General features: G+C 47.8%; 11 protein-coding genes. 3 read left to right on the top strand and 8 right to left on the bottom strand.

All coding sequences use genetic code 11. The features are described from left to right. Positions 1-44: 44 nt before the first annotated feature. Both QU605_RS02810 and QU605_RS02805 read right to left on the bottom strand, forming a co-directional pair. The gene (locus tag QU605_RS02810; RefSeq protein WP_289723739.1) at positions 45-1,073 is read right to left on the bottom strand and encodes an asparaginase; all 1,029 of its coding nucleotides are present in this window, start codon (positions 1,071-1,073) and stop codon (positions 45-47) included. Between the two features lie 37 nt (positions 1,074-1,110). After that, complete coding sequence (locus QU605_RS02805) at positions 1,111-1,878, bottom strand: TatD family hydrolase (protein ID WP_289723738.1); 768 nt, start codon at positions 1,876-1,878, stop codon at positions 1,111-1,113. A gap of 37 nt (positions 1,879-1,915) precedes the next feature. Between QU605_RS02805 and QU605_RS02800 the strand changes: the two genes are divergently transcribed. Together QU605_RS02800 and QU605_RS02795 are read left to right on the top strand one after the other, a co-directional pair. Continuing rightward, positions 1,916-2,356: a retropepsin-like aspartic protease gene (locus tag QU605_RS02800; RefSeq protein ID WP_289723737.1), complete on the top strand. Its 441-nt coding sequence runs from the start codon at positions 1,916-1,918 to the stop codon at positions 2,354-2,356. Between the two features lie 120 nt (positions 2,357-2,476). Continuing rightward, positions 2,477-3,832, top strand: coding sequence for a cytochrome-c peroxidase (locus QU605_RS02795; protein WP_289723736.1), 1,356 nt, complete (start codon positions 2,477-2,479; stop codon positions 3,830-3,832). Between the two features lie 71 nt (positions 3,833-3,903). Here the strand turns inward: QU605_RS02795 and odhB are convergent, their stop codons facing one another. From odhB to QU605_RS02780, 3 genes are read right to left on the bottom strand one after another with little or no spacing between them, the layout of a single operon-like run. Then, the gene (odhB, locus tag QU605_RS02790) at positions 3,904-5,133 is read right to left on the bottom strand and encodes a 2-oxoglutarate dehydrogenase complex dihydrolipoyllysine-residue succinyltransferase (RefSeq protein ID WP_289723735.1); all 1,230 of its coding nucleotides are present in this window, start codon (positions 5,131-5,133) and stop codon (positions 3,904-3,906) included. A gap of 20 nt (positions 5,134-5,153) precedes the next feature. Beyond that, on the bottom strand, positions 5,154-5,942 hold the full coding sequence (locus tag QU605_RS02785) for a M23 family metallopeptidase (protein ID WP_289723734.1): 789 nt from the start codon (positions 5,940-5,942) through the stop codon (positions 5,154-5,156). Beyond that, positions 5,939-8,755, bottom strand: a complete 2,817-nt coding sequence (locus tag QU605_RS02780) for a 2-oxoglutarate dehydrogenase E1 component (RefSeq protein ID WP_289723733.1) — start codon at positions 8,753-8,755, stop codon at positions 5,939-5,941. The genes QU605_RS02785 and QU605_RS02780 overlap by 4 nt, the downstream gene beginning before the upstream one ends. Before the next feature lie 100 nt (positions 8,756-8,855). Here QU605_RS02780 and QU605_RS02775 point away from each other — a divergent pair, with 100 nt between their 5' ends. After that, complete coding sequence (locus QU605_RS02775; protein WP_289723732.1) at positions 8,856-9,380, top strand: alpha-ketoglutarate decarboxylase; 525 nt, start codon at positions 8,856-8,858, stop codon at positions 9,378-9,380. On the opposite strand, the gene QU605_RS02770 is transcribed toward QU605_RS02775, so the two are convergent. From QU605_RS02770 to galE, 3 genes are read right to left on the bottom strand one after another with little or no spacing between them, the layout of a single operon-like run. Further along, positions 9,377-9,778 (bottom strand): hypothetical protein, encoded by a 402-nt coding sequence (locus tag QU605_RS02770; RefSeq protein WP_289723731.1) that lies wholly within the window; start codon positions 9,776-9,778, stop codon positions 9,377-9,379. The genes QU605_RS02775 and QU605_RS02770 overlap by 4 nt on opposite strands. Before the next feature lie 11 nt (positions 9,779-9,789). Continuing rightward, positions 9,790-11,064, bottom strand: coding sequence for a metal-dependent hydrolase family protein (locus QU605_RS02765; protein ID WP_289723730.1), 1,275 nt, complete (start codon positions 11,062-11,064; stop codon positions 9,790-9,792). 17 nt (positions 11,065-11,081) lie between these two features. Beyond that, on the bottom strand, positions 11,082-12,104 hold the full coding sequence (gene galE, locus QU605_RS02760; protein WP_289723729.1) for a UDP-glucose 4-epimerase GalE: 1,023 nt from the start codon (positions 12,102-12,104) through the stop codon (positions 11,082-11,084). Positions 12,105-12,106 lie beyond the last annotated feature (2 nt).

The raw sequence follows: 12,106 nt of genomic DNA, 5'->3' as shown, positions 1-12,106 counted from the left end.
AAATAACAAAAAAAATAGGTATATAGAAAATTAAACCGGGAATTTTAAGTCATTTCTCCTCTGAGGGATGTCTCAAAAATCGTTTTAAAGGATTTTGGAGCGACCTTCCGGCCGAGCATATACATCAGCTTAGTAAGCGCTGCTTCGGTGGTAATATCTTTCCCGTCTATGATTCCCATTTCCTCCAGCGCGGCACTTGTAGCGTACTTACCCATCAATACGCTGCCTCCCGGACACTGTGTAACATTGACTATATGAAGGCCTCTGGAAACCGCAGTGCGGAGCGCTTCGATAAACCAGGGTTCTGTGCTTGCATTACCGGCCCCATAGGATTCGAGTACCAATGCCTTCATCTGTGGATTTCCCAACAGACCATTTACCCATGAGGGATGGATACCCGGGAATAATTTCAACAGACCGATACGGTTATCCAGCTCAGTATGCAGGCGTAATGTTTTATGTGGGGTAGACCTCCACAGGTATTCCTGTTTAATTTTCAGGTGCACCCCTGAAATTCCAAGGGTGGGGAAATTTGGAGAGTCAAAGGCCTGAAATTGTTCAGAACTCATTTTTGTTGTGCGGTTTCCCCTGTAGAGTTTGTTCTCAAAATAAAGGCATACTTCCTGTACAACGGGCCGGCCTTCCTGCCGGAGCGCGGCAATCTGAACAGAGGTGATCAGGTTCTCCTTGGCATCGGTCCGCAGGTCACCAATAGGCAGCTGGGATCCCGTAAATACAATTGGTTTCGAAAGGTTTTCAAGGAGAAAACTCAGGGCGGATGCGGTATAGCTCATCGTATCACTCCCGTGAAGGACGACAAAGCCGTTATAGTCCTCATAGTGCTCACCAATAAGATTGGCGAGCAACTGCCAATGCCCCGTATTCATATCCGAAGAGTCGATTGGGTTGGGGAAAGATATGGTCTCAATCGCACACTCCAGCTGGTATAGTTCTGGGATTTGTTCCAGCAACTTCCCAAAATCAAAAGCCTTCAGATGGCCCGATGCATAATCCTGGACCATACCTATCGTACCGCCGGTGTAGATCAGGAGAATTTTGGGCGTTTCTTTCACAGTTCAGGTATTTATGGCCTCAAAGCAGGATGGATATTCAGCATCCGAAAACCGCCATGGCGTTTTGTGTTGTTATTGCTGCAATCTCAGCTTCGGTTGTGTTGTATACCTCGGCAAGGCGACGCGAAACATAACGAATATATGCGCTTTCATTACGCTTTCCCCGAAAAGGCGCCGGGCTAAGATAAGGAGCGTCGGTTTCCAGGACAACATGTTCCAGAGGGATGTGCTGCAAAAATTGGTCCAGCCCGCCATTCTTGAATGTTATCACCCCCCCAATACCCAATTTCATGTTCAGCGAAATTGCGCGTCTTGCCTGGGCTTCGGATCCCGTAAAACAATGAAAGATACCAAACAGGCGATCGTCCTTCTCATCATCGAGCACCTCAAATATTTCGTCAAACGCCTCCCTGCAATGAATCACAATCGGGAGATTGTGCTTTTTTGCCAGCCCTATCTGATACCTGAAAGCCCGGATCTGATCGGCCAGCGTGGATTGATCCCAATAAAGATCAATCCCTATTTCACCAACGGCGACATATCCGCCCTCCTCCAATTCTGCTTCAACACGCTCGAGTTCCTTTTCATAATCGGCCTTAACATGCGTAGGATGCAGCCCGGCCATTAAGGAAATGAATTCCGGATATCGCTCTCTAAGCGCTTTCATCGAAGCGATATAAGAGGCGTCTATTGCCGGGAGGAAAAAACGACTGATTCCGGCCTCTCGTGCCCTCTGAATGACCGCTTCCCGATCTTCTTCAAAGGCCTCTGAGTATAAATGCGTGTGGGTATCGACAAACTGCATAGGACAAAAATAGGGTTATCTTTGCCAAAAAGAGCGCATGTCCTCCCTTAAAAAATACCTGAAGCGTAAAGGCTTTGTTTCGATAAAGCTCTCCCGCACTCAAACCGATCATTTCGAGGTAAAAGCAATCCTTAACGGGGTTAGCGGAAGTTTTATCCTGGATACCGGAGCTTCCAATACCTGCGTTGGCCTGGATAAAGCCGAAAGATTCGGATTGGTCTCCGAGCCCACGGATATCAAGGCGGCAGGAGCAGGTTCCAGCGAGTTGGAAGCCCGGATTTCCCCGAAAAACCTATTTCAACTTGGTAAGTGGAAAAAGAAAAAGCTGCCTGTTGTACTCCTGGACCTCAGCCATGTGAATTTGGCACTTACCTCCAGGGAATCGGAGGCCGTGGATGGGATTATTGGCGCTGATGTCCTCAGAAAAGGAAGAGCTGTTATCGACTACAAAAAGAAAATGCTTTTTCTCAAAAAATAAGACCCCAACCCTAAACGAAAAATGAGGTCAATTATCGAGAATATGTTGGAATTACAAACATTACTTCGGACCTTTGTTTCTTTTTTGGCCTATACATTCCACCCTCGAACTCAGAGCGTAATGCGGAAATTTATATTCATATTCTTTACTGTAAGCGCCTTCATCGGCCTGCAATCCTGCGCGCCGGAAGAAGACAATTACATCAATTTGGATGACCCTGACCAATTGAGTCAAGCCCTGAGCCAACAGCTTGAAAATTTATACGGAACAACCTCAATACTCCTGCTTCCCAACAGCCGGGATTACGAGAGTATTCCAAGTGACCCTAAAAATCCCCTCACGGATTCAAAGGTACTCCTTGGCCAATTGCTTTTCCATGAAACAGCGATGGGCATCAACCCCGTTCGTGAGCAAGGCATGCAGACCTATTCCTGTGCGAGTTGCCATCATGCCAAGGCGGGATTTCAAAGCGGTACAAAGCAAGGTATTGGAGAAGGAGGGTCCGGATTTGGATTCTTCGGGGAGGGAAGAGTTCCCGACAATTTATACCTGAGTACAGAACTCGACGTTCAACCCATACGCACCCCTACGGTATTAAATACTGCATTTCAGGAAGTCATGCTATGGAATGGGCAGTTTGGAGCAACCGGAGTGAATGAAGGAACGGAAGCTTCCTGGGAACCGGGAACCCCAAAAGAAAGCAATACCCTGGGATTTCAGGGTGTTGAAACCCAAGCCATAGCCGGACTTGGTGTCCATAGACTGCGCTGTGATCCTCAAATGATCGAAAATATGCCAGCCTACAAGGCCTTATTTGATGAAGCTTTCAGCGACTCTGATCCATCAGAAAGGTATTCAGATTTAAACGCAGCCAAGGCAATTGCTGCTTACGAGAGAACTGTGCTTTCGAATGAAGCCCCTTTTCAGGAGTGGTTAAAAGGGGATCGGGATGCGATGAATAAGGAGCAAATTGAGGGCGCCATCCTATTCTTTGGCAAGGCCGAATGTTACCAATGTCATTCCGGACCTTCGCTGAGCAGTATGTCTTTTCATGCCCTTGGGATGAATGATTTTGTAACGGGTGACATTATCGGCCTTGTCGATGAAAACACCAAAAAAGGAAGGGGAGGTTTTACAAATAAAGCCTCTGACATGTATGCGTTTAAAACACCTACCCTTTACAATTTAAAAGGGCTTAATTTCCTGGGGCACGGGGGAAGTTTCTCTTCAGTAAAAGATATTCTTCATTACAAAAACGATGGAATACCAGAAAATAAGGAAGTGCCAATTTCGGATCTCTCACCGAATTTCTACCCTTTAGGCCTGACAGATACCGAAGTAAAAGCGCTTACTGCGTTTGTCGAAGACGCGTTGTTTGATCCCAATTTAGAACGCTATGTGCCCGATGCGCTTCCCTCTGGCTTATGCTTCCCGGTAGCGGATCCGCTTTCGAGTGAACAATTGGACTGCAATTAAGGAAGTTGAAGGTAATAATTAAAAAAGCCCGGCAAAATTGCCGGGCTTTTTAGCTTTTTCAAATAGATGTCCTATAATTCCAAAGCCTTTTCAATTGCGCCATCCATTAGATGTTCCACTGGATTCTCTATGGCTTCCTTGACAGCTACCAGGAACCCTACAGATTCCTTTCCATCGATAATTCGGTGGTCGTAGGACAAGGCCACGTACATTACCGGGGCGGCTACGATGGCGCCATTCTTCACTACAGGTCGTTCCACAATGTTATGCATGCCCAGGATTCCACTTTGAGGGGGATTGATTATGGGTGTGGATAACATGGAGCCAAAAACGCCCCCATTGGATATGGTAAAGGTCCCACCGGTCATTTCATCTACAGTGATTTCACCATCCCTCGCCCGGATTGCCAGCCGCTTTACCTCAGCTTCCACTCCTCTGAACGTGAGGTTTTCTGCGTTTCTGATCACAGGAACCATCAGGCCCTTGGGCCCGGAAACAGCAATACTGATATCACAGAAATCATAGGTGATCATCTCCTTACCGTCGATCATGGAATTCACCGCGGGATACATTTGTAACCCCCGAATAACGGCTTTGGTATAAAAAGACATAAAGCCCAGACTCACTCCGTGCTTTTCTTTAAAAGCTTCCTTGTATTGAGCCCGCAATTCGAAAACCGCCGACATATCCACTTCATTGAAGGTAGTGAGCATGGCCGTTTCATTTTTTGCGGACACCAGTCGTTCGGCTACCTTTCTCCTGAGCATGGATAGCTTGCTTCTGCTTTCACCTCTGGAACCTCCTCCCGGAGTACCCATGGAAGGAACGGCACTCACGGCATCTTCCTTGAGAATACGACCTCCTTTACCCGAACCCTTAACCGAAGAAGGATCAATATCCTTTTCCTGAAGGATCTTGCGGGCAGCCGGAGAGGGCACCCCTGTGGCGTGCGTCGCAGGCTCCGACTGCTTTACGGCTTGTTTTTCCGGGGTTTCCGATGGTGTTTTCGTCCCTTTCTCCTCCTCAGCTTCCTTAGCTTCTTTAGGATCTCCTGACGGTTTCGCGGCACTGGTATCGATAAGACAAACCACTTCACCTACATTTACAGCATCCCCTTCTTCCGCTTTGAGCGTAATAATACCGCTTTCTTCCGCGGGGAGCTCAAGCGTGGCTTTATCGGAATCCACCTCTGCGATGGCCTGGTCCTTTTCTACATAGTCTCCATCACTGACCAACCATTCGGCAATCTCGACCTCGGTAATAGATTCCCCTGGTGAGGGGACTTTCATTTCTAAAATCATGCAGTGCAGTATTTAGTAATTTATTCGATACGTTTTATAAAATCTTCCTTTACAGGTATATACCCTTCCCTGGGTGTTCCGTTGACTAAAATACGATTAAACAACAGGCGTGCGCCTGTTGCCTGATGAATGTCTCGCGTATTCTGAAGTTGCATATGGAGGTGCGGTTCTGTGGTATTACCTGAATTTCCACATTGAGCAAGCACCTGCCCTTTAACGACCTTGTCTCCTTTCCCCACCCGAACTGAACCCTGCTTTAAATGGCACATGAGAATAAATTCTCCGGCAACTGTTTTCAGAACCACGGTATTCCCGGTCAAAAAAATCGGATTTGTTTCTCCAGGGACATTATCAGGAACCCCATCCACCGCCATTTCCACGACCGCATCACAGGGAGCCAATATATCCGCTCCAAATGCAAAATAACTTTCATTCTTAAGCGGATCCCCTTCATAAGAAGCTCCATTGGCAACTTTGAGGATATCGTATGCAAATTGTTGGTTCTTATCAGCCATGTGATAGTTCTCGGCCTCCGTTTCTCCACCCCAATAGACGAACCACTCCCCATTAAAGGGAAGGTCCATGGGCGTGGTGTTGCGATCCAGTTTTGAATCCTGTACATGGGGTTTTACATACATCCCACTAATCTGTTTGGCTGTATCCGGAGTAAGGTGAGTATCAGGTATTCCGCCCTCAAAAGTATTTTTGTGTATATGGGCTTCTGCAACCCGATCATACTGAACATCTTCAGCCTGAGCATCTGCAGTCTGAAGTATCCCAATACTTAAAAGGAGAAGCCAACACTTCATTTTGTCTCAGCCGTTTTCAAAGTCGTTAAGGACTGGTTGTCCTTTTCCTTATCAAAGACGTAGTCGATGACCTGTTGGTGCCGCAATTTTGATCGCACAGCGCTTCCGGCTGCCGGAGAGGCATAAAACCTGCGGGAAGCCACCCGAAACTCCCTGGCCTCCGGGAAGTGCATCAATAAGTGGCTCCATGCACCCATATTCCTGGGTTCTTCCTGGGCCCAAACTACATCATCCGCATTTTTATATTTGGATATAATACCGCGCATTTGCTCCGTAGGTACCGGAAAAAGTTGCTCCAGGCGAACAAGGGCTACATCCGACCTTTCTCGTTTTTCCCGCTCCGCCATCAGATCGTAATAGAACTTTCCGGTACAGAAAACGAGGGATTTTACAGTATCTGCACTTACAGCATCGTCATCAATAACCTCCTTAAAACTCCCTTCAGCCAGGTCGGCTACTGTAGAAACGCATTTCGGATGACGCAGGAGGCTCTTTGGTGTAAAGACGATAAGGGGCTTGCGATAACCTACGAGCATCTGACGCCTGAGCAGGTGAAATAAACTAGCGGGGGTACTGCAATCTGCTACAAACATGTTGTCCCGCGCACAGAGCTGAAGATAGCGCTCCATGCGTGCAGAGGAATGTTCGGCCCCCTGGCCTTCATACCCGTGGGGCAGCAACATGACCAACCCGTTTTGCAATTTCCATTTATCTTCGGCTGAAGAAATATACTGGTCGATCATAATTTGGGCCCCATTGCTGAAATCTCCGAATTGGGCTTCCCATATTGTAAGGGTGTTAGGACTGGCCATGGCATACCCATAATCAAATCCGACAACACCGTATTCTGAGAGCAGGGAGTTGTAAATTTGAAAGTGGCCCTGTTTTTCCCCGATCTGATTCAGAAGCAGTACTTCCTCTTCGCTCTCCTCAACTTTCAGCACAGCATGTCGATGCGAAAACGTTCCCCGCTCCACATCCTGTCCTGAAATCCGCACTCCAAAACCTTGGTCCAGTAGCGTGCCATAAGCCAGGAGTTCCCCCATGGCCCAGTCCAGTTTATCGGTTTCGAAGAACATCTTTTGCCTGTCCTTTATCAGTCGCTCGATCTTGCGGAGGAACTTCTTTCCTTTTGGAAGCTCGGTTATTGCTTTTGCAATATCTTCGAGTCGCTCGCGGGGAAATGTGGTATCCACGGCATCCATCATCGCTTCTTCCCCTACCCGTACAAAACCACTCCATTCATCCTGCATGAATGGCTTAATGACCGTCTTCTCTTCCTTGCGGCTATCTTCGAGTTCTTCTTCAAGACTTTCTTTATACTGCTTTTCCAATGCGGCTACATGCCTGGAATCGATAACGCCCTCCGCAATCAGTTTTTCTGCATAAATATCCCGGGGATTTTTATGGCTGGAAATCATCTTGTATAATTTGGGCTGGGTGAATCTGGGTTCATCCCCTTCATTATGTCCGTATTTGCGATACCCGAGCAGATCGAGAAAGACATCACTGCGGAAACGCATCCGGTATTCCAGGGCGAACAGCGAAGCGTGTACTACGGACTCCGCGTCATCGGCATTCACGTGAAGTACGGGTGAAAGGGTCACCTTTCCGACGTCCGTACAATAGGTGGAGGTACGCCCATCGAGGTAATTTGTTGTAAAACCAATCTGATTGTTAACTACGATATGGATTGTGCCGTCTGTGCGATATCCATCCAGGCCAGCCATTTGAACAACTTCATACACTACGCCCTGTCCGGCAATGGCTGCATCCCCATGGACCAAAATGGGAAGCACCTTTGAAAAATCTTCCGGGTAATGGGTATCCTGTTTTGCCCTGGCAATTCCCTCAACTACAGGACCCACAGTCTCAAGGTGGGAGGGGTTTGGCGCAATGTTCATATTGATCCGTTCCCCTGAAGAAGTCATGCGTTCAGAGGTCCAGCCCAGGTGGTATTTCACGTCTCCGTCAAAGATTTCCTGTTCGTAGTCCTTCCCGTCGAATTCGCTGAAAATATCCCGCGCAGCTTTCCCAAATATATTGGTCAGGACGTTAAGTCGTCCCCTGTGCGCCATTCCCATTGTGAATTGCCGAACACCGAGTTCAGCGGCCCGTTCCACAATGGCGTCAAGAGCCGGAATAAGGCTTTCATTGCCCTCCAGGGAAAACCGTTTCTGCCCTACGTATTTCGTGTGCAAAAAACCCTCAAAAGACACTGCCTCGTTTAACTTAAAAAGAATATGTTTTTTCTGCGAAGGAGTGAATTCCCGGTGGTTGTCATTTTCGTTGAGCCAATTCTGAATCCAGGCTACCCGTTCGGGTTTTCGGATATACATATATTCCACACCAATCGAATCGCAATAGATCCGTTGCAGATGCTGGATAATATCGCTCAGGGAGTTGGGGCCAATACCCAGTATTTCACCCGCGTTAAAAACGGTGTCGAGGTCCTTTGCCTCAAGCCCAAAATTTTCAATTCCGAGCTCCGGAGTATATTTTCTTCGTTCGCGAACCGGATTGGTTTCTGTAAACAGATGCCCCCTGCTCCGATAGCCATCGATCAACCGAATTACCTGAAATTCCTTCTGTACGGACTCCGGCATGCGCACAGATTCGCCCACACCTGTGTGCACTAAGCCTTGTTCTGAATCAATACCTATTTCTTCAAGGGCACTCTCCATTCCGAAATCGAAACCCTGAAAAAATGCACGCCAGCTCGGTTCAACCCGATCGGGATTTGCGAGATACTGGTCGTACATGTCTGAAAAAAAAGCAGTGTGAGCCGCATTCAAAAAGGAGTACTTATCCATACAAAAGCCTTGCGTTTTCCCGTATTGAAAATAAGATCAAAAATACAATTTTTCACATGTAATCCCTTAACTTTACGGGTAATTCCTTAAAACTTAAGCCTTGAAATACTCAAGAAACCCTTTGTCCAGAGTCCTTGTGATTGCAATTCTTCTGATCGGCCTGTCATTTTCGTTAAAGGCTCAGAGCACATATTCAAATTCGGATGAGTTTTGGTCCAAGGTCCGTTTCGGAGGGGGGCTGGGCCTTTCTTTTGGAAATGACAGGGTCTTTATTGGGGTCACCCCTTCAGCCATATACCAGGCCAATGATTTTATAGCTTTTGGGGTTGGCCTGAATTATACCTACTCCAAGACCGGAGATTTCAATTACAACGCCTTTGGAGGGAGCCTTCTCGCCCTGGCCAATCCGGTAGCTGCCCTTCAGCTTTCGGCAGAGTTTGAACAACTTTATGTGAATGAATCAGCTCCTTTTTTCAAGGATTCATACTGGTTACCCGCCCTGTACCTGGGTGTGGGGTATGGCGCAGGTCCTGTTACCGTAGGGATTCGATACGATGTGCTCTATGACGATCGAAGAAGCCTGTATTCCACGCCCTGGCTTCCTTTTGTCCGGGTATATTTTTAAGCTTCCCCTGCCCCATCAAAACGCTTGCGCAATTGCAATTTCTGCCATTCCCTGTTCAGGACCATTCTGGTTAAATGCCCTGCTGCATCCACCGCATCGGCGGGCTCAATCGAGCTAAAATCCCTTTCAGGCACATCCATGGCATACATGAGTGTAAGATGTTGATCGAAAGATTCCATCAGCAGCCGATACATATGCTCCTTTAAAACTGAAAAAACTTCGGAAAGGTCCATTTCGGTAACCATCCTCTCTCCCAACGGATAGTGCAACCCTGCACGCTCATAGTCCTTTCTGAGTTGCTCCATAAGACGCTGAAGCATTCCCGATTCACGCGCCTTTTCAAGTATGTTCAGGGCATCTTCCAGGCCTTCAGGCGATGTCTTGGAATTCTCAGACAAAATCGAAGCTGTTATTGCTTATAGACCTTCCCGTCCTTCATGACAAAACGGACCGACTTCAGCACGCTGACATCTTTGAGGGGATCGCCTTGAACCGCAATAATATCAGCGAGAAAACCCGCCTTGAGCTGACCGAGTTCCTCACCCATCCCAAGCAAATTGGCATTGGTAATCGTGGCAGCACGAAGGGCCTCGTCTGCCGGCATTCCCGCTTCAACCATATACTCGAACTCCTGCGCATTAGTGCCGTGGGGGAAGACCCCGGCATCCGTGCCAAAGGCTATAGGCACCCCTTTTTTATATGCCCTTGCGAAGGTATTCTGAATCTGAGGTCCGATCTCCCTTGCCTTTTGTGCCACAACCGGGGGGAAAAACCCGGGAATTTCAGCGTTTTTCGCCGCTTCCTTCCCGGCAGAAATCGTCGGTACCATATATACCCCTTCCTCTTTCATCAGTTCCATTGTAGATTCGCTCATCAGCGTGCCGTGTTCTATGGTTTGAATACCCCCTTCAATGGCTCTTCGCATTCCCTCATCTCCATGGGCATGTGCAGCAGTAAGCATGCCATAGTCCTTTGCTGTTTCGGTTATGGCCCGAATTTCCTCTACGGTAAACTGAGGGTTCTGACCATTCTTGGCAACACTTAATACACCCCCTGTGGCCGTTATTTTAATAACATCTGCCCCTTCTTTATAGCGCTGGCGAACGGCTTTGCGCCCGTCCTCAGGAGAATTCACAACGCCTTCCGCCGGACCGGGATCTCCCATCAGTTCCATGCTCCTCCCGTTGGTTGGATCAGCATGTCCTCCTGTGGTCGCAATAGCCTTGCCCGCAGTAAATAATCTCGGACCCGGGGTTCGACCATCAGAAATAGCTTTGCTAAGGGCAATATTTACCCCGGAACCCCCAAGATCCCGAACCGTGGTGAAACCAGCCATCAGTGTACGGCGCGCATATACGGCAGACTCAAAAGCCACATCCGCGGGATTCATCGTAAACCTTTTAATATAGGTGGTGGGACTAAACTCACTTTCTATATGAACATGCATATCTATTAACCCCGGGAGGACGGTTAAAGCTCTTAAATCAAGGACTGAATCTGCGGCCGCACCTTGCTGATAGCCATCCAGCAGTTCGAGTATCCTGTTCCCCTCGAGCACGAGGGTTTTTTCTTTTAGCATCTTCCCTGAAGACACCTCAAGAAGTTGCCCGCATTGAACATAAGTCTTCTGGGCAAGGGATGTAAATCCGATGCAAAAAAGCAATAAAGTGATGGTGTATTTCATAAGGGTCGGTTTTTTTGTCAGTTTTCTTTTCGCACTTTTTGTTCCCACTCCCAGGCGGAACGCATGGCATCATCCAGGGTAGATTGCGCATGCCAACCAAGTACATTATTGGCTTTTTTTGTATCGGCATAAGCGCTGATAATATCCCCGGGCCTTCTACCTACAATCTTGTAATTTAAAGGCACTCCGCTAACACGTTCAAAACTCTGAATCACCTCCATTACGGAGCTTCCGGTACCGGTCCCAACATTGAAGACCTCATAATTGGCAGCGTTCTTACCGTTTAAGAGTCTCTCCATTGCAATGAGGTGTGCCTTTGCGAGGTCCACAACGTGAATGTAATCGCGAATACAAGTGCCATCGGGCGTAGGATAGTCATCTCCAAAAACCGACAGTTCCTTCCTCAACCCCATAGCTGTTTGGGTGATAAAAGGCACAAGATTCTGTGGAACCCCAATGGGTAACTCACCGATATGGGCAGATGGATGCGCTCCGATCGGATTAAAATAGCGAAGGGAGATTGCCTGAAGCTCTGGATTTACACAACAAGTGTCACGGATAATCTCTTCCCCTATTTGCTTGGTATTGCCATAGGGGGATTCCGCAGGCTGAACCGGGGCATTTTCATCGATGGGCATGGTTTCAGCCTGTCCGTAGACGGTACAGGACGAGCTGAAAATAAAATGGGCCCGCTGTTTTTCAGTGAGTTCCTGCAGCAGATATACCAGTGTCGACAAGTTGTTTTCATAATACAGGAGCGGATTTTCAACACTTTCCCCAACAGCCTTTGAAGCGGCAAAATGTATAATCCCTTCCAGATTCGGGTATTGCCTGAAAAAAGTACGGACGCTGTCCCGGTTTCTAAGGTCAAACTTTTCAAAATGGGGGCGGACACCCGTAATACGCTCAATTCCATCAAGGACACTTTCCGAGGCATTAGAACAATTGTCAACAATGATGACTTCGTACCCTGCCTGTTGTAGTTCTACTGTAGTATGGGACCCGATAAACCCAAGCCCGCCGGTAACAGCAATTTGCATAG

This window comes from Robiginitalea aurantiaca, assembly GCF_030380815.1.
GTDB classification, from domain to species: Bacteria; Bacteroidota; Bacteroidia; order Flavobacteriales; family Flavobacteriaceae; genus Robiginitalea; species Robiginitalea aurantiaca.
This window is presented reverse-complemented; position numbering and strand designations above follow the sequence as displayed.

What these genes read in the sequence shown, in the direction of transcription:
- QU605_RS02765 (WP_289723730.1), bottom strand. Translation starts at nt 11,064, where the DNA reads ATGAAATACACCATCACTTTATTGCTTTTTTGCATCGGATTTACATCC.
- QU605_RS02780 (WP_289723733.1), bottom strand. Translation starts at nt 8,755, where the DNA reads ATGGATAAGTACTCCTTTTTGAATGCGGCTCACACTGCTTTTTTTTCA.
- QU605_RS02785 (WP_289723734.1), bottom strand. Translation starts at nt 5,942, where the DNA reads ATGAAGTGTTGGCTTCTCCTTTTAAGTATTGGGATACTTCAGACTGCA.
- galE (WP_289723729.1), bottom strand. Translation starts at nt 12,104, where the DNA reads ATGCAAATTGCTGTTACCGGCGGGCTTGGGTTTATCGGGTCCCATACT.
- QU605_RS02805 (WP_289723738.1), bottom strand. Translation starts at nt 1,878, where the DNA reads ATGCAGTTTGTCGATACCCACACGCATTTATACTCAGAGGCCTTTGAA.
- QU605_RS02800 (WP_289723737.1), top strand. Translation starts at nt 1,916, where the DNA reads ATGTCCTCCCTTAAAAAATACCTGAAGCGTAAAGGCTTTGTTTCGATA.
- QU605_RS02795 (WP_289723736.1), top strand. Translation starts at nt 2,477, where the DNA reads ATGCGGAAATTTATATTCATATTCTTTACTGTAAGCGCCTTCATCGGC.
- odhB (WP_289723735.1), bottom strand. Translation starts at nt 5,133, where the DNA reads ATGATTTTAGAAATGAAAGTCCCCTCACCAGGGGAATCTATTACCGAG.